This window comes from Marinobacter sp. P4B1 (genome assembly GCF_001447135.1).
Classification (GTDB): Bacteria; Pseudomonadota; Gammaproteobacteria; order Pseudomonadales; family Oleiphilaceae; genus Marinobacter; species Marinobacter vinifirmus.
Genome location: NZ_LLXM01000015.1, coordinates 850,219 through 873,923, shown reverse-complemented (window position 1 = coordinate 873,923; position 23,705 = coordinate 850,219). Strand labels below are relative to the sequence as shown.

Genomic DNA, 23,705 nt, shown 5'->3' with positions numbered 1-23,705 from the left:
TCGTTTAATCTCAGTCCGATTCGTGCGGGCCCGCAAGCCCGGATGAGTGCAGTTTTACGGCATTCCCGTGGGGCTGCCATTGACGGAAAGCGCCTGAATGGCTGTCAGAATGGACAATTGGCTGAAATGACGCAGTGGCGATTTTCTGATCGGAAACGGCAAGCAGGCCGTAGATCTCTGCACTGTCAGGCTGTTCTGGCGTTAACCCGGAGTGTAAAAGTCATGCAAAATTCCCGGATGCGACCCAAGGCCAGTGGTCTGGGGCCGTTGAGTCTTATATTGTTGATGTCTCTGGTGCTGGCAGGCTGTGCCGGGCCCGCACTGGATGATTACCAGAGCACCGGGCCAGACCTGGTGCCAAGTCAGTTCTTTACCGGCGAACTTTCTGCCCGGGGTGTGGTCAAGGATTTCTCCGGCGAGGTCATCCGCAGCTTCGATGCGGATATCGTGGCCAGCTGGGACGACAACGGGGTGGGCACCCTGGATGAAGTGTTCCGTTTCGATGATGGCGAAGAGCAGACCCGGGTCTGGACCCTGACGCCATCGGAGCAGGGCTACCACGCCGAGGCTGGCGATGTCGTTGAACCGGGCACCATGCGCTGGCAGGGCAATGCCATCCACATGAACTATGTTCTGCGGGTGTCATACGGCGATGGCACGATTGATGTCAGAATGGACGACTGGATGTATCTGGTTACCCCCGATACCCTGATCAACCAGACCACCATGAGCAAGTGGGGTGTGGACGTCGGGGAAGTGGTACTGGTGATCCAGAAAAAAGGCGCGGGGCCAGCCCCGCAATCCTGATAACAGAATACGGACAGGTAACAGATACCCATGTGGAAGCAATGGCTGGTGGCGCTTGTGTTGGTTGGAGTTGTGGTGGCAGGTGCCGGCGTGTATCTGAGCCTGGAAGACCCGGCTGATGCGGAAGCCGAAGACGAACCCACGGCATCCACGGTAAATATCTCGGCACCGGAAATGCGCAGGGTGCGGGATGAGGTATCGGCCGTTGCCAATCTGAATGCCATGGATGCGGTGGCCCTGACCACCGAAGTCAGCGGTCGGGTAGTGGAACTCAACCTGCAAACCGGGCGCAAGGTGCAGCAAGGTGATGTACTGGTGCGGCTGGATGATCGCCAGGCGACAGCCGACCTGGCCGTAATTGAAGCCCAGCTGGCAGACGCCCGCCGGCAATATGACCGGGCCCGCAGCCTGCGGGCCAACAACAGCGTATCCCAGTCCCAGGTGGATGAGCTGAGAACTGCGGTGGATGTTGCCATTGCCCAGCGCGAAGCAGCCCGGGTCCGGCTTCAGAACCACCGGATTGAAGCGCCGTTCTCCGGCGTGGTCGGGCTGTCGGACATCAGTGTGGGCGCCTACCTGCAAGCCGGCACTGTGATTACCACCCTGGATTCCACGGATCAGCTGGAACTGAACTTTGCAGTGCCCGAGCGGTTTGTCGGCCAGGTTCAGCTGGGCCAGCCGGTGCGCGCCACCTCTCCGGCATTCCCCGATGAAATCTTTGAAGGCGAGCTGGTGGAGCTGGCTACCCGCATCAGCGAGTTGAGCCGCACCCTGGCGGTGCGGGCCCTGATTGATAACCTCGATGGCCGCTTGCGACCGGGCCAGTTTATGTCCGCCTCTTTGACCCTGCAGGAACGGGAAGGTCTGGTGGTGCCGGAGCAGGCAGTGATGCTGCGGGGCGACCAGAAATACGTATTCGTGGCCGAAGATGGCCAGGCCCGCCGGGTTTCGGTAAAAACCGGCAGCCGCCTGCCCGGATGGGTGGAAGTCACCGATGGCCTGACCATGGAGGATGCGGTGATTATTACCGGCCAGGACCGGCTGAGTTCCGGCAACCGGGTTCGGGTGATCGAGTCAGATCGTGCCATTCCGGAGAACCGGTTCGACTCTGTGCAGGGGTCCTGAGCCATGGTGCTGTCAGACGTCTCCATCAAGCGCCCGGTCTTCGCCACGGTTCTGAGCCTGCTGATTGTTGTGTTCGGGCTGGCCGCCCTGATGGGCCTGCCGGTTCGGGAATATCCGGACATTGATCCGCCGGTGGTCTCCGTAGCTACCGACTATACCGGTGCCGCTGCCGAAGTGGTGGATACCCAGATTACCCAGGTGATCGAAGGTGCCATCAGTGGCATTGAAGGCATTCGTTCTATTGAGTCCTCCACCGAGCAGGGTGAATCCCGCACCACCATCGAGTTCAACACGTCCCGCGATATCGATATCGCCGCCAACGACGTGCGTGATGCGGTCTCCCGGGTGCTGAACCAGATGCCAGACGAAGCCGATCCGCCGGTGGTTCGCAAGGCCGATTCCGATGCCCGGCCGATGATGTGGATAACTCTGACCAGCGAAGTTTGGGATGCCGCCGAACTGAGTGATTTTGCCGACCGGGTGCTGAGCGACCGGTTGTCGGTGCTCGATGGTGTGGCCGATGTGCGCATCGGTGGCGAACGCCGCTATGCCATCCGGGTCTGGCTTGACCGGGAACGGCTGGCGGCCCGCAACATCACGGTGGCGGAAGTCGAACAGGCCCTGCGGGCCAACAACGTGGAATTACCGGCCGGTTCGGTGGATTCCTCCACCCGCAACTTTACCGTGCGGGCCGAGGGCCGGTTATCCACAGTGGAAGAATTCCGTAACCTGGTCGTACGCCGGGATGGCAACGACCTGCTGCGACTGGGTGAAGTAGCCAACGTGCAGATGGGTGTGGAATCGGATATCGGCCGCCTGCGGGCTGCCGGCCGCACGGCCATTGGCATGGGGGTTATCCGCCAGTCCAAGGCCAATACCGTTGCGGTGTCTGACGGCGTGCGGGCCGAGCTGGACAAGATCCGTGAAACCCTGCCACCGGAAGTGTCGATCAGCGAAAGCTACGACGAATCCATCTTTATCCGGGCGTCCATCAAGGAGGTTCTGGTGACCCTGGCGATCTCGGTATCGCTGGTCATCCTGGTGATTTTCCTGTTCCTGCGGTCCTGGCGCGCCACGTTGATTCCGGCGGTCACCATTCCGGTGGCGGTGATCGGTGCCTTTATCGGCCTGGGCTTTCTGGGATTTTCCATCAACGTGCTGACCCTGCTGGCGGTAATCCTGGCCATCGGCCTGGTGGTGGATGACGCCATCGTGATGCTGGAGAACATCCAGCGCCGGATTGATGAAGGCGAGCCACCGTTGCTGGCAGCCTATCGTGGTGCCAAGCAGGTTGCCTTTGCGGTCATTGCCACCACCCTGACGCTGGTGGCGGTGTTTGTGCCCATCTCGTTTATGGGCGGTAACGTGGGCCGGTTGTTTGCCGAGTTCGGGTTTACCCTGGCGGCGGCGGTGATCTTCTCCAGCCTGGTGGCGCTCACCCTGGCCCCGATGCTGTGTTCCAAGTGGCTGCGCCACAGTCCGGAATCGGCGGAAGGCCACCGGCTCTGGGCCTTCAGCGAGAAGGTGCTCAATGGCCTGACCAATGGCTACAAGCGCCTGCTGGAGTTTTCCCTGAACCAGCCAGGCCTGTTGCTGGGCCTGGGGATTGCCGGGCTGATCGTCGCCGCGGTGATTTATCCCCGCTTGCCGCAGGAACTCGCGCCCATTGAAGACCGTGGCGTAATCATCATGCCCACCAGTGCACCCCGGGGCTCCACCGTCGAATATACCGACCACTTCGTGCAGCAGGCCGAGCAGCGGTTGCTGACCTACCTGGAGGAGGGCACCGCCGAGCGGTTACTTTCCATTGTCGGTTTCCGGGATGAAGAAGACAGCGCCTTCATGATCATGGGGCTGGTGCCCTGGGAGCAGCGGAACATCAAGCAACAGCAGGTGACTACAGATATCCGTGACAAGCTGTCGGATATATCCGGTGCCCGCATCAACGTCATCAACCCGCCAGGCCTTGGCCAGCGGGGCTTCAGCCAGCCGGTGGAATTTGTGATTGCCGGCCCGGACTACGAATCGGTCCAGGCCTGGAGTGAAGAGATCATGGAGCGGGCCAGGGAAAACCCGAACCTGCTGAATGTGGATACCGATTTCGAGCTTACCCGCCCGGAACTCCGGGTGAACATCGACCGCGACAGGGCGGCCGACCTGGATATCACCGTGCAGGATGTCGGGCTCACCCTGCAGACCATGCTGGCGTCCCGACAGGTGACCACCTACCTGGACCGGGGCCAGGAGTACGATGTGATTATCCAGGCCGAGGATGCCAACCGCGCCACCCCGGATGACCTGGAGCAGATTTTCCTGCGGCCGAGGGCAGGGGGGGAGCTGATCCCCCTGAAAGCCCTGGTGTCGGTGGAGGAAATCGGCGCTAACCCGGATCTGCGCCGGATCGACCGTCTGCCGGCGGTGGTGATCAGCGCTTCCCTGGCCGATGGCTACGATCTGGGTACGGCCCTGAATTACCTGAATAACCTGGCTGTGGATAACTTGCCGCCGGAAGCCCGGCTGAGTTACAAGGGCTTGTCCCGGGAATTCGAGGATTCCTCGGCGGCCATCTTTATTACCTTTGCCCTGGCCTTTGTGATTGTGTTCCTGGTGCTGGCGGCCCAGTTTGAAAGCTGGATTCACCCGATGATCATCATGTTGTCGGTGCCCCTGGCGGTTACCGGTGCGCTGATTGCCCTGGCCTGGTCCGGCATCAGCCTGAACATCTACAGCCAGATCGGGATCATTATGTTGCTGGGGTTGATGGCCAAGAACGGTATCTTGATCGTGGAATTTGCCAACCAGCTGCGGGACAAAGGTTACAGTGTGCGGGATGCCATTCTGGAAGGCGCGACGCTGCGCTTCCGCCCGGTACTGATGACCACCATCTCCACCGTGTTCGGTGCGGTACCCCTGGTGATTGCCACCGGGGCCGGTGCGGAAAGCCGTGCGGCGATCGGTATGGTAATTCTGGGCGGGCTGATCTTCGCCACCACCCTGACCCTGTTTATTATCCCGGTGCTGTATAACCTGCTGGCCCGGTTCGCCAAGTCTGCCAACGCGGTGGAAAAAGAGCTGGACCGGCTGGCGGCGGGCCCGTCCGGGGGCTCCGGCCTGGCAAGCAGCCCGGCAAAGAAGGCCGATGAGTTCTGATGCCTGTGCACAGCCAGTTCCGGTTGCTGGGTCAGCGGCGGTTTCTGCCGTTCTACCTGACCCAGTTTTCCGGCGCCTTTAACGACAACCTGTACAAGAATGCCCTGCTGTTGCTGATCACCTACCAGGCGGGTGGCCTGATGGGCTTGTCGGTCAATGTGGTGGTCAATATTGCCGCCTTCCTGTTTATCCTGCCGTTTTTCCTGTTCTCCGGCATTGCCGGCCAGATGGCCGACCGCTATGAAAAGGCCTGGATTATCCGCCGGGTCAAGGCGGCGGAAATCGGCATCATGTCCCTGGCGGCGCTGGCTTTGTGGTTTGGCTGGTACGAGTTGCTGCTGGTGTTGCTGTTCCTGATGGGCGCGCAGTCCACGTTCTTCGGGCCGGTGAAATACTCCATCCTGCCCCGGGTGCTGGCAAACGACGAACTGGTGGGTGGCAACGGCCTGGTCAGCATGGGGACCTTCGTGGCCATTCTTCTGGGCACTATTGCCGCCGGTGTTATCGCCGGTGCGGAGCAGGCGGCCCGTATTACTGCTGTGGCCGTGCTGGTGATGGCGGTGCTGGGCTACCTGGCGGCGCGCAAGGTACCGGATACCCGGGATGAAGCACCGGAAGTGATGGTGCGTTTCCGGCCCTTGCTGGAAACCTGGCGGCTGATGGCCGTGGCCCGGGAACGCCCCAAAGTGTTGGGGGCGATCCTGGCTATTTCCTGGTTCTGGTTCCTGGGCGCGGCGTACCTGACCCAGTTTCCCAACTTTGCCAAAACCTGGCTGGCGGGTGACGAAACCGTGGTCACCTTGCTGCTGGCCATGTTCATTGTGGGTATCTCCGCAGGCTCCATGCTGTGCGAACGGCTGACCAAGCATCGAATAACCCTGGCGCCGGTACCCTGGGGCGCCCTGGGCCTGACCTTGCTGGGCATTGACCTGTTCTTTGCGGTACCGGCCAACCCGGAACCGTCCACCTGGCTCAGTCTGATGACGGAGCCTGTGTATATCCGGGTGTTGCTGGACCTGGTGGGAATCGGCATCTGCGGTGGCCTGTTCATTGTGCCGCTGTATGCGTTTATCCAGTATGAAACCCCGGATCACAAGCGGGCCCGCATTATTGCTGCCCTGAATGTGATCAATTCCCTGTTCATGGTGGCCAGTGCCATTGCCGGTATCCTGGTGCTCGGGGTCTTTGGCCTGGGAATCCCGACCTTTTTCCTGATCTTATCCCTGGTGAATGCGCTGGTGTGGGTAAGTGTGCTGGGGCTCCGGCGCCGTGCCGCCCAATCTGTGGATAATTAATGGGAAAAGCTACGGATAACCGTTGAATCGTTTTTTATAAATACAATAATAACAGTAGGTTATGGTCGTAAAACCGGGTCTGAGAAGCCTTTGTAAATGTGGATAACTTTCTTGAAAACTTTTCTGAACTGCTGGCTACAAGCTTCTGAAAAGCGGAAAGTTTCGGTTTTTACCCAGTCTGAAACCCCTGGCCGGCCCCCGTTTATACACAGCTCCCGGATTAATCGCCTTTCGGATACCCGAAGTTCTGGTTAAAATTTGCACATTCTGACTGTAATTTCCCGGGCGAGGCGTTATACTCGCCGCCCTGTTTTTTTCCCCGATTTCCGAGGTGTAGTGTGGAGTTTCCGACCCGTTTCGATGTCATTGTCATTGGTGGTGGCCATGCCGGCACTGAAGCTGCTTTGGCGGCTGCGCGCATGGGCTCGCAAACCCTGCTGCTGACCCACAACATTGAGACCCTGGGGCAGATGTCCTGCAACCCGGCCATCGGTGGCATCGGCAAGAGCCACCTGGTGAAGGAAATCGACGCCCTCGGCGGTGCCATGGCCCGGGCTACAGACCAGGCCGGTATCCAGTTCCGGGTACTCAACAGCCGCAAGGGCCCGGCCGTACGCGCCACCCGCGCCCAGGCTGACCGGATTCTGTACAAGGCAGCCATTCGCCACATGCTGGAAAACCAGCCCAACCTGACCTTGTTCCAGCAGGCCGCGGACGACCTGGTTGTGGAAAACGACCAGGTAGTAGGCGTGGTCACCCAGACCGGCATCCGCTTCAACGCCAAGACCGTTGTGCTGACCACCGGAACCTTCCTCGGCGGAGTTATCCACATCGGCATGCAGAACCACGCCGGTGGCCGTGCCGGTGATGCGCCGGCCAATGCCCTGGCCAGGCGCCTTCGGGAACTGCCGTTCAACGTGGGCCGCCTGAAAACCGGTACACCGCCGCGTATTGACGCCCGCACCGTGGATTTCTCCGCGATGCAGCAGCAGTGGGGTGACGATCCGACCCCGGTGATGTCGTTTATCGGCAGCCGTGACGAGCATCCGGAGCAGATCTGCTGCTACGTGACCCGCACCACCGAAGAAACCCACGACATCATCCGCAGCGGTTTTGACCGCTCGCCCATGTTTGCCGGTAACATCGAAGGCGTGGGCCCGCGCTATTGCCCGTCCATCGAGGACAAGGTCAACCGCTTTGCGGATAAAGACTCGCACCAGATTTTTGTGGAGCCGGAAGGCCTGACCACCAACGAGCTGTACCCGAACGGCATTTCCACCAGCCTGCCGTTTGATATCCAGCTCAAGGCCGTGCGTTCCATTCCCGGTTTCGAGAATGCCCACATCCTGCGCCCTGGCTACGCCATCGAGTATGACTACCTGAACCCGCAGGACCTGCGCCATACCCTGGAAACCAAGTTTATCCAGGGCCTGTATTTTGCCGGCCAGATCAACGGCACCACCGGTTATGAAGAAGCCGGCGCCCAGGGCTTGCTGGCGGGTATCAACGCTTCGCTGCGGGCTCAGGACAAAGACGAGTGGTACCCGCGCCGGGACGAAGCCTATCTGGGCGTGCTGGTGGACGACCTGATCACTATGGGCACCCAGGAGCCGTACCGCATGTTCACCAGCCGCGCCGAATACCGGCTGATCCTGCGGGAAGACAACGCCGACCTGCGCCTGACCGAAACCGGCCGCAAGCTGGGCCTGGTGGATGACGAGCGCTGGCAGAAGTTCAGTGACAAGTGCGAAGGCATTACCAGGGAGCGCAGCCGCCTGGAAAGCACCCGCATCCACCCGAACACCGAAGCGGGCGAGCGTGCCAACGGCTACCTGAAACAGCCGATGACCCGGGACCAGTCCCTGGCTGAGCTGCTGCGCCGGCCGGAAATTGTCTACGACCACATCGCCGAGATCAGTGCCGAGCGGGCTGAAGACCCCAATGTAGCCGATCAGGTGGAAATCGAGATCAAGTACGAAGGCTACATCTCCCGTCAGGCGGACGAGATCGAGCGCCTGCGCAAGAACGAGAACACCGCGTTGCCGCTGGATCTGGACTACGACGTCATCGGTGGCCTGTCCAACGAGATCAAGCAGAAGCTCAAGGACGTCCGCCCGGAAACCGTGGCCCAGGCGTCCCGTATCCAGGGGGTAACCCCGGCGGCGGTCAGCCAGATTCTGGTACACCTGAAAAAGCGTGACCTGTTGAAAAAGCAGAGCGCCTGAGATGAGTTATCCACAGCTATGGCAAAGCCAGCTGCAGGACGGGCTGGCACAGATGGGTATTGCCCTCAGTGACAGCCAGCAGGCCAAGTTGCTGGCATTTCTGGCCCTGCTGAACAAATGGAACAAGGCCTATAACCTGACCGCGGTCCGGGATGAACAGGTCATGGTGTCGCGCCAGCTGCTCGACAGCCTCAGCATCATGCCCTGGGTAACCACCGACCACCTGCTGGACGTAGGCGCCGGCGGCGGCCTGCCCGGCATTCCCCTGGCCATCGTATTTCCGGACAAGTGCTTTACCCTGCTCGACAGCAATGGCAAGAAAACCCGGTTCCTCAACCAGTGTGTGCTGGAACTGGGCCTGGCCAACGTTGACGTCATCCACGGCCGGGCCGAAGACTGCCAGCCGGAACAACCTTTCAGTCAGATCAGCAGCCGCGCCTTTACCGCGCTGGAGAACCTGGTTAGCTGGTGTGGCAGCTTGCTGGCGAATGACGGCCAGTTCCTTGCCATGAAAGGTCTGTATCCGGATGATGAAGTGGCTGCCCTTCCGGAAGGCTGGCAGGTAGAATCCAGCCATTCTCTGAAGGTACCCGGAGCAGACGGCGAACGGCATTTGCTGATCGTCACCCGGGCCGACCAATCCCGGTAACCCGAAACAGCAGGAGGCAAGGCATGGCGCGCGTGATTGCAGTGACCAATCAGAAAGGCGGTGTGGGCAAAACCACCACCTGCGTGAACCTTGCTGCCTCACTGGCTGCTACCAGGCGCCGGGTGCTTTTGGTAGACATGGACCCCCAGGGCAACGCCACCATGGGTAGCGGTGTGGATAAAAACGCCCTGGAACTGTCGGGTTATGATGTGCTGACCAAGCGTGCCAGCCCGGCAGAAGTCATCGTCAAAACCGACGCCTCGGGCTTTGACCTGCTGCCTGCCAATGGCGACCTGACGGCCGCCGAAGTGGAACTGATGAACGAAATCGGCCGGGAGCACCGGCTGCGGCTGGCGCTGAACAGCGTCCGGGAAAATTACGACTACATCCTGATCGACTGCCCGCCGTCGCTGAACCTGCTGACCGTAAACTCCCTGTCGGCGGCGGACTCCGTACTGATTCCGATGCAGTGTGAATACTACGCGCTGGAAGGCCTGGCGGCACTCATGAACACGGTCGAACAGATCAAGGAAACGGTCAATCCGAACCTGGAGATCGAAGGCATCCTGCGTACCATGTACGACCCCCGCAACAGCCTGACCCTGGATGTTTCCGGCCAGCTCAGTGAATACTTCGGCGAGAAGGTGTACCGGGCGGTGATTCCCCGCAACGTGCGCCTGGCCGAAGCCCCCAGCTACGGTATGCCGGCACTGGCCTACGACAAAACCTCGAAGGGTGCGGTGGCCTACCTGGCCCTGGCGGGCGAGATGGTGCGCCGGCACGGTTCAAAAAAGACATCCGCCGCCGTTGCGGTGTAACATAGTTTGCCGTCGGGCAACCATGCACCAACTTTTTCAACAGGAAGAATGACAAACACCATGGCGGCGAAAAAACGAGGCTTGGGCGAACGGGGTTTGGGAGCGCTGTTACAGGGCTCGAAGGTTAACCTGAACCAGCAAGTGGCCGAACACGATGGCGAACTGCGGGAGATCCCCGTAGACCTCATCCAGCGTGGCCGTTACCAGCCGCGCCGGGATATGGACCCCGCCGCCCTGCAGGAACTGGCAGACTCCATTCGCCAGCAGGGTGTGATGCAACCGGTGGTGGTGCGCCCGGTTTCCGAAGGCCGCTATGAACTAATTGCCGGTGAACGCCGCTGGCGCGCTACCCAGATGGCCGAGCTCGACAGCATTCCCGCCATCATCCGTGATGTGCCGGATGAAGCCGCCATCGCCATGGCGCTGATCGAGAACATCCAGCGCGAAAACCTGAACCCGATCGAAGAAGCCTTTGCCCTCCAGCGCCTGCAGGAAGAGTTCGGCCTGACCCAGGCCCAGGTGGCAGAGGCTGTGGGTAAATCCCGCACCACCATTACCAACCTGTTGCGGCTGATCGGCCTGACCGAAGACGTGCGCACCATGCTCGAGCATGGTGACCTGGAAATGGGCCATGGCCGCGCCATGCTGACCTTACCCCCGGAACAGCAGATGCAGGTGGCCCGCCAGGTGGTGGCCAAGTCGCTTTCCGTGCGCCAGACCGAAGCCCTGGTGCGCCGCATCCAGCAGGAAAAGCCTGCAACGGAAGATTCCGGCAGCAAGGCGCTGGACCCGAACATCCGTGCCCTGCAGGACGACCTTTCCGACCGGCTCGGTGCCCGGGTGTCCATTGCCCATGGCAAGCGGGGCAAGGGTAAAGTGGTGATCGAATACAGTTCGCTGGATGAGCTGGACGGTATTCTGGGCCATATCCGCTGAGCACCCGGAAATTCCTGAAAATCATCCTAAAGTATCCATTCAGGCCAGAAACACCACATCTGGGTGCAGCCGAAGCCGGATAACACAACCTGTGTAAAAACAGGCCCTTTCATCTTGAAATCTGGTTAAATTTTCGCCATTTTTTCCGTCGGGTTATGTTGAACCGCTACCGGTTAACACATATAATTCCGCGCGCTTGGAATGACAGCTGGTGATATGAGCCGTTCAATGAAAGCCATCACGTACGTGCCGCTGAAACAGTGGCTGACCATAGAGATGGCCGCTCTCACCGTTCTGAGCCTTTTGTGGTTGCTGGAAGGTCGTTTGGCCGGTTATTCCGCGTTTATCGGCGGTCTTATTTTTGTCATACCAAACGCTTACTTTGCTCACCGGACGTACCGGTACCAGGGCGCAAGGCAGATGCACCTGGCAGTCAGCAACATTTTCAGGGCAGAGAGCATCAAACTCGCCCTTACCGCAGTGTTTTTTGCGGCCGTTTTCACTTTAATGGAGCCAGTACACGTACCGGCTCTGTTATTCACTTTTGCTGTGATGGTTGTGTTGGGTACGGCATTGCGCTGGCTCATCCGGCCGCGACCACAGCGATGACTGGACGAGAGCAGTATGGCAGCTGATACCCCAGTAGAGTATATAAAACACCACCTCACCAACCTTACCTATGGCAAGCTCCCGGAAGGCTATGAGCGCGCAGACGGCAGTGTTGTGCAGGAGGCCACCTGGACCTTCGCACGCACCGGCCAGGAAGCCGCAGACATGGGCTTCATGGCGCTCCACGTCGATACCCTCGGCTGGTCTATCGCCATGGGTATCCTGTTCCTGGGCCTGTTCCGCTTTGTGGCCAGCCGGGTCACCGACGGCGCACCGAGCGGACTGCAGAACCTGGTCGAAATGACCTTTGAATTCGTTCAGGGCATCGTGCGCGATGTTTTCCACGGCAAGAACCCGTTGATTGCCCCGCTGGCACTGACGATTTTTGTCTGGATCCTGCTGATGAACATCCTGAAGCTGATCCCGATCGACTATATTCCGTCTATCGCCCATGCGATGGGTCTTGAGTACTTCAAGATTGTTCCGACCACCGATCCCAATGGTACTTTCGGTATCTCTATCGGTGTGTTCCTGCTGATCCTGTTCTACAGTTTCAAGGTGAAAGGCGTAGGTGGCTTTACCAAAGAACTGGCCTTTAACCCGTTCAATCACTGGATCATGGTTCCGTTCAACCTGTTGCTGGAAATCCTGGCGCTGATCATCAAGCCGATCAGTCTGGCACTGCGTCTGTTCGGTAACATGTACGCTGGCGAAGTTGTCTTTATCCTGATTGCGTTGTTGCCGCTGTGGGTCCAGTGGACACTGAACGTTCCCTGGGCGATCTTCCACATCCTGGTGATCCCGCTTCAGGCCTTTATTTTTACTGTGCTTACTGTGGTTTACCTCAGCGCAGCACACGAAGATCACTGATAAACCCTTAAATACACAAACCCTTAACTATCTGAAAAACTGAGGAGTCTTCAATGGAAATGGTATTTATCGCAGCTGCGTTGATCATCGGTCTGGGTGCCCTGGGCGCTGGTATCGGTTTTGGTCTGCTGGGCGGCAAACTGCTCGAGTCCACTGCGCGTCAGCCGGAAATGGCTAACCAGCTGCAAACCAAGGCATTCATCATGGCTGGTCTGCTTGACGCGGTTCCCATGATCGGTGTTGGTATCGCGATGTACCTGATCTTCGTTGTTGCTGGTTAATCAGCCGAGAATTGAGGGTGGCAGTGCCCGGCACTGCCACCGCATTCCGGACACCAGGACGCAACGAATAGCAAGAGGTATATTGCCGTGAATATAAACCTTACGTTGATAGGGCAATCGATTGCCTTCGCTATTTTCGTCTGGTTCTGCGTCAAGTATGTATGGCCGCCGATTACGGCTGCCATGGAAGCGCGCCAGAAGAAAATTGCAGACGGCCTCTCTGCCGCAGATCGGGCTTCCCTCGATCTGGAACTTGCGCAGGAAAAAGCCGCTAAAGAACTGCAGAAGGCGAAAGAAGAAGCTGCAGCCCTTATTGACCAGGCCAACAAGCGTGCCGCCCAGATCGTCGAAGCCTCCAAGGACGACGCTCGCAAAGAAGGCGACAAGCTTATTGAGCAGGCAAGGGCGGAAATTCAACAGGAGCGTGTTCAGGCTCGCGACGCACTGCGTGCAGAAGTGGCCACTCTGGCCATTGCCGGTGCCGAGAAGATTCTGGAAACCTCTGTAGACGCCAAAGCTCACAGCGAGATGCTGGACAAGCTGGCCGCAGAACTCTAAAAGAGGGTCATCATGGCAGAACTTACAACGTTAGCCCGACCCTACGCGAAAGCCGTTTTTAAAGCCGCGCAGGACCAGAATGCCGTTGATCAGTGGGATCAGGCTCTGGCTTTCGCAGCTATGGTTGCGGCTGACCAAGAGGTAAAGAACATCCTGGCCAACCCCGGCCTGTCTGAGCAACGCAAGGCGGAACTCTTCGCTGACTGTTTTGAAGAGCCGCTGCCTGAAGCACTCAGAAACTTCCTGTTGATTCTTGCTGAAAACAAGCGTCTGGCCCTGTTGCCGGAGATTTCTGCTTTGTTCCGTTTGTACCGTGCAGACCTCGAGAAGTCTGTGCACCTGACAATCGATACCGCATTCGAATTGTCTGCAGACGAACAGCAGAAACTGATCGACGCATTGTCCAAAAAGCTGGAGCGCAAGGTTGAGCTTGAAACCGCAGTTGATCAGAATCTGATCGGCGGCGTGGTAGTACGTACAGGCGACCTGGTTATCGACGCTTCAGTTCGTGGCAAGCTGGCCAGAATGGCCAAGGCTCTGGGCTCCTGATTTCAGCACAAGGTTTGAGGACAAAGGCATGCAGCAACTGAATCCATCCGAGATCAGTGACATCATCAAGAAGAGAATCGAGAACCTCGATATCTCTTCCGAAGCTAAGAACGAAGGTACGATCCTGTCTGTTTCTGACGGTATCGTACTGATCCACGGTCTGGCCGACGTTATGTACGGCGAGATGATTGAATTTGCCAACGGCACTTACGGCATGGCGCTGAACCTGGAGCGTGATTCTGTTGGTGCGGTTGTTCTGGGTGACTACGAAGGTCTGGCTGAAGGCCAGAAGGTACGTTGTACCGGTCGTATCCTGGAAGTACCGGTTGGTAACGAACTGCTGGGCCGTGTTGTAGACGGTCTGGGTAACCCGATCGACGGCAAGGGCGAGCTGGGCAACAGCCTGACTTCCCCGGTCGAGAAGGTTGCACCGGGCGTTATCGCTCGTCAGTCCGTTGATGAGCCGGTTCAGACTGGTCTGAAAGCCATCGACACCATGGTTCCCATCGGTCGTGGCCAGCGTGAGCTGATCATCGGTGACCGCCAGATCGGTAAGACTGCGGTTGCGATCGACGCGATCATCAACCAGAAGCACACCGGCATCAAGTGTATCTACGTTGCCGTTGGCCAGAAGCAGTCTTCCATTGCCGCCGTAGTGCGCAAGCTGGAAGAGCACGGCGCCATGGACCACACCATCGTGGTTGCTGCCGGTGCCGCGGATCCTGCAGCCATGCAGTTCCTGGCTCCGTACTCCGGTACCTCCATGGGTGAGTTCTTCCGCGACCGCGGTGAAGACGCACTGATCGTATACGATGACCTGTCCAAGCAGGCCGTTGCCTACCGTCAGATCTCCCTGCTGCTGCGTCGTCCGCCAGGACGTGAAGCATACCCGGGTGACGTTTTCTATCTGCACTCCCGTCTGCTGGAGCGCGCTTCCCGCGTAAACGCTGACTACGTTGAGCAGTTCACCAACGGTGAAGTGAAAGGCAAGACCGGTTCCCTGACCGCACTGCCGATCATCGAAACCCAGGCTGGTGACGTTTCTGCATTCGTACCGACCAACGTAATCTCCATTACCGATGGTCAGATCTTCCTGGAAACCAACCTGTTCAACTCCGGTATCCGTCCGGCCATGAACGCCGGTATCTCCGTATCCCGGGTAGGTGGTGCAGCCCAGACCAAGATCATGAAGAAGCTCGGCGGTAACATCCGTCTGGCCCTGGCCCAGTACCGGGAACTGGCGGCATTCGCCCAGTTCGCTTCCGACCTTGACGAAGCAACCCGTAAGCAGCTGGAGCATGGTCAGCGCGTAACCGAGCTGATGAAGCAGAACCAGTACAGCCCGATGACCGTTGCGGAAATGGGCACTTCACTGTTCGCAGCCAACGAAGGCTTCCTGGACGATGTTGAAGTAAACAAGGTTGTGAAGTTCGAAGCACAGCTGCTGGACTGGATGCGTTCCGAGCAGAAAGAGCTTCTGGACAAGATCGGCCCTGAAGGTAACTTCAATGACGACATCGCTGCCGGCCTGAAAGCTGCTCTGGAGAAATTCAAGACCACTCAGAGCTGGTAAATCCACCGGGCCCGCCAATGTGCGGGCTTGCTGGTCCCTTTGAGTGTCTAACTTGAAAAGGCAGTGACTTATGGCCGTCGGAAAAGAAATACGTAACCAGATCGGAAGCATCAAGAGCACGCAGAAGATCACTTCCGCCATGGAAATGGTGGCGGCGAGTAAGATGCGCAAGGCTCAGGATCGGATGCAGGCAACTCGCCCGTATGCCGAAAAGATGCGTCAGGTAATCGGACACATTGCTAAGTCCAACAAGGATTACCGTCATCCGTTCATGCAGGAGCGTGAGGTCAAGCGGGTAGGCTACATTGTAGTTTCCTCTGACCGCGGCCTGTGTGGTGGCCTGAACACCAATGCGTTCAAGCTGCTCGTGCGCGAAATGCGTGAATGGAAAGAGAAAGGTATTGAGACTGATATCTGTGCCATTGGCCAGAAAGGCGCATCCTTTTTCCGCAGCTATGGCGGAAACGTGGTTGCAGCCCTGACCCACATGGGCGACAGCCCGAGTGCGGAAAAGCTGATTGGCAGTGTCAAGGTGATGCTGGATTCGTTCGAGGCAGGCAAGATCGACCGCCTGTTCCTGATCAGTAACGAGTTCGTCAACACCATGACCCAGAGCCCGAAGTCAGAGCAGTTGTTGCCTCTGCCGGAAGGTTCCGATGAAGACATCGGTCGCCAGTGGGATTATATCTACGAGCCGGACTCACGTCCGATTCTTGACGGGTTGATGCCACGTTATATCGAATCCCAGGTGTATCAGGGTGTGGTAGAGAATCTGGCCTGTGAACAGGCCGCCCGGATGATCGCTATGAAGAGCGCCACCGACAACGCTGGCAGCATCATTGACGAGCTTCAGCTGGCCTATAACAAGGCCCGTCAGGCAGCGATCACACAAGAGATTTCGGAGATTGTGAGCGGCGCCGCATCTGTTTGATAGCGCTCACAAACCTACTGGTTTTATTGACTACTAGATAACGAGGAACCGAGCATGAGTAGCGGACACATCGTTCAGATCATTGGCGCGGTTATCGACGTGGAATTTCCACGTGACTCCGTGCCAAGCGTTTACGACGCACTGCTGCTTGAAGGTGGCGAAACAACTCTGGAAGTCCAGCAGCAGCTGGGTGACGGCATTGTTCGTACCATCGCCATGGGCAGCACCGAGGGCCTGAAGCGTGGCCTGAAAGCAGAAAACACCGGCAAGCCGATCTCTGTACCGGTTGGTACCAAGACTCTGGGCCGGATCATGGACGTTCTGGGTCGTCCCATCGACGAGCAGGGCGAAATCGGTGAAGAAGAGCGTTGGGGTATTCACCGCAAAGCTCCGGGCTACGCCGACCAGTCAGCGTCTGCCGACCTGCTGGAAACCGGTATCAAGGTTATCGACCTGATCTGCCCGTTCGCCAAGGGTGGTAAGGTTGGCCTGTTCGGTGGTGCCGGTGTAGGCAAAACCGTAAATATGATGGAACTGATCAACAACATCGCGAAAGAGCACTCCGGTCTCTCTGTATTCGCCGGTGTTGGTGAGCGTACCCGTGAGGGTAACGACTTCTACTACGAAATGAAGGAGTCTAACGTTCTCGATAAGGTTGCCATGGTTTACGGCCAGATGAACGAGCCCCCTGGAAACCGTCTGCGTGTGGCCCTGACCGGTCTCACCATGGCCGAGAAGTTCCGTGACGAAGGCCGTGACGTACTGTTGTTCGTTGACAACATCTACCGTTACACCCTGGCCGGTACCGAAGTATCCGCACTGCTGGGCCGTATGCCTTCAGCGGTAGGTTACCAGCCGACCCTGGCCCAGGAAATGGGTGAGCTGCAGGAGCGTATTACCTCCACCAAGACTGGCTCTATCACCTCTATCCAGGCGGTATACGTACCGGCGGATGACTTGACTGACCCGTCTCCGGCCACCACCTTCTCGCACCTTGACGCGACCGTGGTACTGAGCCGTGACATCGCTTCCAAGGGTATTTACCCGGCGATCGATCCGCTCGACTCCACCTCCCGTCAGCTGGATCCGCTGGTGATTGGTGAGCAGCACTACAACGTTGCCCGTGGCGTTCAGAACGTTCTGCAGCGTTACAAGGAACTGAAAGACATCATCGCGATCCTGGGTATGGACGAGCTGTCAGAAGACGACAAGCTGATCGTTTCCCGTGCGCGTAAGATCGAACGCTTCCTGTCTCAGCCGTTCCACGTAGCAGAAGTATTTACCGGTTCCCCTGGTAAGTACGTGTCTCTGAAGGAAACTATCGCCAGCTTCGAAGGTATCCTGAACGGTGACTACGACGACATGCCGGAGCAGGCCTTCTACATGTGCGGTGGTATCGAAGAGGCAATCGAGAAGGCTAAGGCAATGAAAGAGAAAGAAGGCAAGTAAACCTCCTTCTTCCCTTTCTGACCCAAGAGGCGTAAGAAATGGCTATGACCGTACATTGTGACGTCGTAAGTGCCGAGGAAAAAATTTACTCCGGTCTGGTGGAGATGCTGATCGCCACCGGTACCGAGGGTGAGCTTGGTATCCAGTTTGGCCATGCTCCGCTGCTGTCTGCGCTCAAGCCGGGCGCAGTGCGGATCATCAAGCAGGGTGGCACCGAGGAGATTCTGTACGTTTCAGGTGGCTACCTGGAAGTGCAGCCTAACCTGGTTACCCTGATGGCTGATTCTGCGGTTCGTGCAAAAGATGTAGACGAAGCCGCAGCACTGGAAGCCCAGAAGGAAGCCGAGAAGGCACTGGCGAATAAGACAGGCGAGTTTGAGTACTCCCGGGCCGCCGCCGAGCTGGCAGAAGCCGCCGCTCAGCTGCGTACCATCCAGAAACTGCGCAAGAACCTGCGTTAAGCAGGCTTGCGTCAGTGCCCGGACTGGCCTGACAGTGAACCGCATCCTCAGGTGGAGGGCTCTGTGTTTCCTACCGGAAACAGAGGGGTTTCCGCCGGGACGCGGTTTTTTATTTTCTACCGGATAAAGAGTTTGGAGCTGTACGCCCCATGAACCCGCTACACGTTGTGATCCTGGCCGCCGGTCAGGGTTCAAGGATGAAATCCGCCCTGCCGAAGGTATTGCACCCGGTAGCCGGCAAGCCCATGTTGCACCATGTGGTCGACACCGCAAAGCAACTGGGCGCGGAGAAAATTCACACGGTGATCGGCCATGGCGCGGACCAGGTACGGGCGTCGCTGCATGACGACTCGGTGAACTGGGTGCTCCAGACCGAACAACTGGGTACCGGCCATGCCGTGGCCCAGGCCCTGCCGGACCTGCCGGATAACGCCCGGGTACTGATACTCTATGGCGATGTTCCGCTGACCCGTAAAGACACCCTGGAGGCCATGGTCAGTGACCTGGACGACAGCAACCTGGCCCTGCTGACCGTGGATATGGACAACCCTCACGGTTATGGCCGGATTGTCCGTAACGACCAGGGGCAGGTTCAGGCGATTGTTGAGCAGAAAGACGCTACCGCCGAGCAGCAGGATATCAACGAAGTAAACACCGGCATCCTGGCGGTATCGGCCAGCCACCTGAAAAGCTGGTTGCCGACGTTATCCAACAGTAATGCCCAGGGTGAATACTACCTGACCGACATCATTGCCATGGCTGTGGATAACGGCCTGTCGGTCACGGTTTCGCAGCCCCTGAACCCGTTTGAAGTGCAGGGTGTGAATAACCGCCTGCAGCTGGCCGAGCTGGAACGCTGGTATCAGAGCCAGCAGGCCGAGCGCCTGATGACCGAAGGTGCCACCCTGGCCGACCCGGCCCGCATTGATGTTCGCGGCGAGCTGACCATTGGTAACGACCTGTGGATTGACGTCAACGCCGTGTTCGAAGGCAAGGTAAGCCTTGGCAGCAACGTGGTGATCGGGCCCAACTGCGTGATCAAGGATGCCACCATTGCCGATGGCGCTGAGATAAAAGCCAACAGCGTCATCGAAGGTGCCGTGGTGGGTGCCAACGCCCAGATTGGCCCGTTTGCCCGCCTGCGCCCGGGCACCGAGCTGGCTGCCAATACCAAGGTTGGCAACTTTGTGGAAACCAAGAAAGCCGTGGTGGGTGAGGGCAGCAAGATCAACCACCTGAGCTACGTGGGCGATGCCTCACTGGGCCGGAATGTGAATGTTGGTGCAGGCACCATCACCTGTAACTATGATGGCGTGAACAAGCACAAGACGGTGTTGGGCGATGGCGTATTTGTGGGTTCCAACACCTCGCTGGTGGCCCCGGTGTCTGTTGCGGACCAGGCGACCATCGGTGCCGGTTCCACCATCACCCGGGACATCAGTGAAGGCGAACTGGCCGTGGCCCGCGGCAAGCAGCGAAACATCTCCGGCTGGGAACGGCCGAAAAAAGCGTAAAGACCGATTAACGAACAGGTGACAACAGCATGTGTGGGATTGTAGGAGCGGTATCTGAACGGGACGTCCAGGGTATTTTGCTGGAGGGCCTGCGCCGCCTTGAATACCGGGGTTACGACTCCGCCGGTATGGCCGTGATCAGCAGCGCCGACCAGGTACAGCGGGCCCGGGAAGTGGGCAAGGTAGCTGCCCTGGCAGACGCCATCGCCGCGAACCCGGTTGCCGGCCATGTGGGCATTGCCCACACCCGCTGGGCGACCCATGGCGAGCCGTCCAAGCTCAACGCCCATCCGCATATGTCTGGCGACCGCCTGGCCATCGTTCATAACGGCATCATCGAAAACTACCAGGAACTGCGGGACGAACTGAAAGCCGAGGGCTTCGAGTTCACGTCCCAGACCGACACCGAGGTAGTGGCGCACCTGATCGCTAAAAACTACCGGGCCGGTGGCGGCCTGTACCAGGCGGTGAAAACCGCCCTGGATCGCCTGCGCGGTGCCTATGCCCTGGCCGTTGTCCACGCTGATGAGCCGGATCACATGGTAGTCTGCCGTCAGGGCAGCCCGCTGGTAATTGGTGTGGGAATCGGTGAAAACTTCATCGCTTCCGATCAGCTGGCCCTGCTGCCGGTGACCGACCGTTTCATGTTCCTAGAAGAAGGCGATATTGCCGACATCCGCAAAGGCAGCATCGAGATCCATGACCGCGAAGGCATAGCCGTAGAGCGCGCCATTACCCGTTTCGAGCACGGTGCCGATTCCGCCGACAAGGGCGAATACCGCCACTACATGCTCAAGGAAATCTACGAGCAGCCGAAAGTGATCAAGGCCACCATGGAAGGCCGCATCACCGACAGCCGTGTGCTGGAACAGGCCCTGGGCACCGACGCCGCCAACCTGCTGGAAAACGTGCGCCATGTGCAGATCATCGCCTGTGGTACTTCCTACCACGCCGGCATGGTGGCCCGTTACTGGATTGAAGACCTGGCCGGCATCCCTTGCTCCGTGGAAGTCGCCTCCGAGTTCCGCTACCGTAAGCACGTGATCCAGCCGGATACCCTGTTCCTGTGCATCTCCCAGTCCGGCGAAACCGCCGATACCCTGGCCGCACTTCGCCAGGCCAAGAAAGCCGGTTTCCGGGCGGCCCTGGCCATCTGCAACGTACCGGGCAGCTCCCTGGTGCGGGAATCCGACCTGGTGATCATGACCCAGGCCGGCCCCGAGATTGGCGTAGCCTCCACCAAGGCGTTCACCACCCAGCTTACCGCACTGCTGATCTTCACCCTGGCCCTGGCCCGTCACAACGGCCTGAGCGAAGAGAAGGAAGCGGAGATCGTGGCTGCTATCCACCAGCTGCCGAAGCAGGTCAGCGATGTGCTGGCACTGGATGCAGACATCGAAGAAATGTCCAAGGCCTTTATGGACAAGCACCACAGCCTGTTCCTGGGCCGTGGCTCCCAGTTCCCGGTGGCCATGGAAGGGGCGCTCAAGCTTAAAGAGATCTCCTACATCCATGCCGAAGCCTATCCGGCCGGTGAGCTCAAGCACGGCCCGCTGGCGCTGGTGGACAGCGAGATGCCGGTGGTCACCGTGGCACCGAACAACGACCTGGTTGAGAAGCTGAAGTCCAACCTGGAAGAAGTCCGGGCCCGGGGTGGCGAGCTGTTTGTATTTGCCGACAAGGCCGCACAGGTGAAAGCGGAAGAGGGCATCCATGTGATGCAGATTCCGTCGGTACACGAGATTACCGCGCCGATTGTCTACACCGTGCCATTGCAGTTGCTGTCTTACCACGTTGCTGTTATCAAGGGCACCGACGTAGACCAGCCCCGTAACCTGGCCAAGAGTGTGACGGTGGAATAAGCACGGTCACCCGTGCCAAAAGCCTCCGTTATGCTCACCAGCATCCGGGGGCTTTTTTGTTTTCAGATGACCTGAAGCAAGTTTTTGGCCCCGCCGTACGTTTAAGTACGGAGCGTTGATCAACCCCCGGCTGGGTAACCTATGCATATATATCAAGGAAGGTAACAGTTGCCTGTTGCATACTTCCCCGGCCACTACTTCAAGAAGAATTTCAGCAATGCCCGATAGCGTCTTTTCCGGTTTCACCCAGAATTTCCTAGGTAAGGCTCCAGTCTGGTACAAACAGGTCATTATCCTGTTCCTGGTTGCCAACCCGATTGTGATGGCGGTATTCGGGCCCACGGTGGCGGGCTGGTTACTGATCGGCGAATTCATCTTCACCCTGGCCATGGCCCTGAAGTGTTATCCCCTGCTGCCGGGTGGTTTGCTGGCCGTGGAGGCGTTGCTGATCGGGCTCACCAACACCGATGCGGTGTATCACGAAGTACTGATCAACTTCCCCGTTATCCTGCTGCTGATGTTCATGGTGGCAGGTATCTACTTCATGCAGGAACTGCTGCTGGTCACCTTCACCCAGATACTGGTGGGGGTGCGCTCCAAGTCGGCGCTCTCGCTGCTGTTCTGTGGTGCCGCAGCGGTTTTGTCAGCATTCCTGGATGCCCTTACGGTAACCGCGGTCATCATCAGTGTGGCGGTGGGTTTTTACTCGGTGTACCACAAGGTGGCCTCCGGCAAGGGTTACCAGCAGAAAGACCACAATGCCAACAGCGATGCCGAAGTGGTGGAACTGCACCGGGAAGACCTGGAAAACTTCCGGGCATTCTTGCGCAGCCTGTTGATGCACGGTGCCATTGGTACCGCCCTCGGTGGCGTGGCCACTATGGTTGGCGAACCCCAGAACCTGCTGATCGCCAAGGTGGTTGGCTGGGATTTCGTGGGCTTCTTCCTGCATATGGCACCGGTGAGTATTCCGGTACTGATTGCCGGCCTGTTTACCTGCTGGGCGCTGGAGAAGCTGCGCTGGTTCGGCTACGGCGGTCGCCTGCCCAAGCCGGTACGCCAGGTGTTGCAGGAATACGCCGATAATGAAAGAGCCAGCCGCACCAAGTCCGACAAGGCCGCCCTGTGGGTACAGGCAGCCGCCGCGGTGATCCTGGTGCTGGGCCTGGCTTTCCATGTGGCTGAAGTGGGGCTGATCGGCCTGCTGGTGATCATCCTGGTCACTTCCTTTACCGGTGTGATCGACGAGCACCAGATCGGCAAAGCCTTCCAGGAATCCCTGCCGTTCACCTCACTGCTGGTGGTGTTCTTTGCCATCGTGGCGGTGATCCACGAACAGCACCTGTTCAAGCCCATCATCGAATACGTACTGAGCCTGCCGGAAGGCCAGCAACCGGGCATGTTCTTCATTGCCAACGGCCTGCTGTCCATGATCAGCGACAACGTGTTCGTGGCCACCGTATACATCAGCGAAGTAAAACAGGCCCTGGATGCCGGCGCCATCAGCTTTGACCACTTCCAGACCCTGGCTGTAGCCATAAACACCGGCACCAACCTGCCCAGCGTGGCCACCCCCAACGGCCAGGCCGCGTTCCTGTTCCTGCTCACCTCCGCCATCGCCCCGCTGGTTCGCCTGTCCTACGGCAAGATGGTGATTATGGCGCTGCCGTACACAGTGGTGATGGGTGGCGTAGGCCTGTACATGGTGACCCACGCGTTCTGATTCTCGACCCCGATAACAGCCTCATCTGACGCCCGTGCCGCTTTCACAAAGCTCCACGGGCGTTCTTGTTTCTGCTGCATAGTCTGTATATAGTGACCAAGTCCTTGGTTGACTACCATATATTGTGATCAAAGCGTGATCACTCAGGTAGTCGGGAATCCGGTGAGAATCCGGAACTGACGCGCAGCGGTATTGGGGAACAAGCGTGGCATAAAGACACTGGTAAGCGCCGGGAAGTCGCCACGCAAGGCCGAACCAACAGGTTCACGCCCCTGAGTCCGAAGACCTGCCGGGGATAGACACTGCACCTTCGCGTTTAT

The 23,705-nt window shown here is 58.5% G+C and carries 20 protein-coding genes and 1 riboswitch; all 20 genes read left to right on the top strand.

Going from position 1 to position 23,705, the window contains the following annotated elements; all coding sequences use genetic code 11:
- The first annotated feature begins 237 nt into the window (after positions 1–237).
- The 20 genes from AQ621_RS15595 to nhaB all read left to right on the top strand — a co-directional run bounded on the left by AQ621_RS15595 (position 238) and on the right by nhaB (position 23,385).
- Complete coding sequence (locus AQ621_RS15595) at positions 238–807, top strand: DUF3833 domain-containing protein (protein WP_145840300.1); 570 nt, start codon at positions 238–240, stop codon at positions 805–807.
- Between the two features lie 30 nt (positions 808–837).
- Positions 838–1,932 (top strand): efflux RND transporter periplasmic adaptor subunit, encoded by a 1,095-nt coding sequence (locus AQ621_RS15590; RefSeq protein WP_058342170.1) that lies wholly within the window; start codon positions 838–840, stop codon positions 1,930–1,932.
- Between the two features lie 3 nt (positions 1,933–1,935).
- A complete protein-coding gene (locus AQ621_RS15585) occupies positions 1,936–5,082 on the top strand; it encodes an efflux RND transporter permease subunit (RefSeq protein WP_058342169.1) in 3,147 nt (1,048 codons plus the stop codon).
- A complete protein-coding gene (locus AQ621_RS15580; protein ID WP_058342168.1) occupies positions 5,082–6,377 on the top strand; it encodes an MFS transporter in 1,296 nt (431 codons plus the stop codon). The genes AQ621_RS15585 and AQ621_RS15580 overlap by 1 nt, the downstream gene beginning before the upstream one ends.
- Before the next feature lie 338 nt (positions 6,378–6,715).
- Positions 6,716–8,602: a tRNA uridine-5-carboxymethylaminomethyl(34) synthesis enzyme MnmG gene (gene mnmG / locus AQ621_RS15575; RefSeq protein WP_058342167.1), complete on the top strand. Its 1,887-nt coding sequence runs from the start codon at positions 6,716–6,718 to the stop codon at positions 8,600–8,602.
- 1 nt (position 8,603) lies between these two features.
- Complete coding sequence (gene rsmG / locus AQ621_RS15570; protein WP_058342166.1) at positions 8,604–9,251, top strand: 16S rRNA (guanine(527)-N(7))-methyltransferase RsmG; 648 nt, start codon at positions 8,604–8,606, stop codon at positions 9,249–9,251.
- Positions 9,252–9,274: 23 nt separating this feature from the next.
- Positions 9,275–10,069 carry a ParA family protein gene (locus tag AQ621_RS15565; RefSeq protein ID WP_058342165.1) on the top strand — a complete coding sequence of 265 codons (795 nt, stop codon included), beginning with the start codon at positions 9,275–9,277 and terminating at the stop codon, positions 10,067–10,069.
- A 60-nt stretch (positions 10,070–10,129) separates the two neighbouring features.
- Positions 10,130–11,005, top strand: coding sequence for a ParB/RepB/Spo0J family partition protein (locus AQ621_RS15560; RefSeq protein WP_058342467.1), 876 nt, complete (start codon positions 10,130–10,132; stop codon positions 11,003–11,005).
- 228 nt (positions 11,006–11,233) lie between these two features.
- Positions 11,234–11,614, top strand: a complete 381-nt coding sequence (locus tag AQ621_RS15555; RefSeq protein ID WP_227508366.1) for an ATP synthase subunit I — start codon at positions 11,234–11,236, stop codon at positions 11,612–11,614.
- Positions 11,615–11,629: 15 nt separating this feature from the next.
- On the top strand, positions 11,630–12,484 hold the full coding sequence (gene atpB, locus AQ621_RS15550; protein ID WP_058342164.1) for a F0F1 ATP synthase subunit A: 855 nt from the start codon (positions 11,630–11,632) through the stop codon (positions 12,482–12,484).
- A gap of 53 nt (positions 12,485–12,537) precedes the next feature.
- Entirely contained in the window at positions 12,538–12,765 is a 228-nt protein-coding gene (gene atpE, locus AQ621_RS15545) for a F0F1 ATP synthase subunit C (RefSeq protein ID WP_014423137.1), read from the top strand.
- Positions 12,766–12,852: 87 nt separating this feature from the next.
- A complete protein-coding gene (locus AQ621_RS15540) occupies positions 12,853–13,323 on the top strand; it encodes a F0F1 ATP synthase subunit B (RefSeq protein ID WP_058342163.1) in 471 nt (156 codons plus the stop codon).
- Between the two features lie 12 nt (positions 13,324–13,335).
- Complete coding sequence (locus AQ621_RS15535) at positions 13,336–13,872, top strand: F0F1 ATP synthase subunit delta (protein ID WP_058342162.1); 537 nt, start codon at positions 13,336–13,338, stop codon at positions 13,870–13,872.
- A 28-nt stretch (positions 13,873–13,900) separates the two neighbouring features.
- Complete coding sequence (gene atpA, locus AQ621_RS15530) at positions 13,901–15,445, top strand: F0F1 ATP synthase subunit alpha (RefSeq protein WP_058342161.1); 1,545 nt, start codon at positions 13,901–13,903, stop codon at positions 15,443–15,445.
- Positions 15,446–15,515: 70 nt separating this feature from the next.
- Entirely contained in the window at positions 15,516–16,376 is an 861-nt protein-coding gene (gene atpG, locus AQ621_RS15525) for a F0F1 ATP synthase subunit gamma (protein WP_058342160.1), read from the top strand.
- A 54-nt stretch (positions 16,377–16,430) separates the two neighbouring features.
- Positions 16,431–17,825 carry a F0F1 ATP synthase subunit beta gene (gene atpD, locus AQ621_RS15520; RefSeq protein ID WP_058342159.1) on the top strand — a complete coding sequence of 465 codons (1,395 nt, stop codon included), beginning with the start codon at positions 16,431–16,433 and terminating at the stop codon, positions 17,823–17,825.
- Between the two features lie 38 nt (positions 17,826–17,863).
- Positions 17,864–18,286: a F0F1 ATP synthase subunit epsilon gene (locus AQ621_RS15515; RefSeq protein WP_058342158.1), complete on the top strand. Its 423-nt coding sequence runs from the start codon at positions 17,864–17,866 to the stop codon at positions 18,284–18,286.
- Between the two features lie 149 nt (positions 18,287–18,435).
- Positions 18,436–19,800, top strand: a complete 1,365-nt coding sequence (gene glmU, locus AQ621_RS15510) for a bifunctional UDP-N-acetylglucosamine diphosphorylase/glucosamine-1-phosphate N-acetyltransferase GlmU (RefSeq protein WP_058342157.1) — start codon at positions 18,436–18,438, stop codon at positions 19,798–19,800.
- Positions 19,801–19,829: 29 nt separating this feature from the next.
- Positions 19,830–21,662: a glutamine--fructose-6-phosphate transaminase (isomerizing) gene (gene glmS / locus AQ621_RS15505; protein ID WP_058342156.1), complete on the top strand. Its 1,833-nt coding sequence runs from the start codon at positions 19,830–19,832 to the stop codon at positions 21,660–21,662.
- Positions 21,663–21,879: 217 nt separating this feature from the next.
- Entirely contained in the window at positions 21,880–23,385 is a 1,506-nt protein-coding gene (nhaB, locus tag AQ621_RS15500) for a sodium/proton antiporter NhaB (protein ID WP_058342155.1), read from the top strand.
- An 88-nt stretch (positions 23,386–23,473) separates the two neighbouring features.
- A riboswitch (cobalamin riboswitch) is annotated at positions 23,474–23,694 on the top strand.
- Positions 23,695–23,705 lie beyond the last annotated feature (11 nt).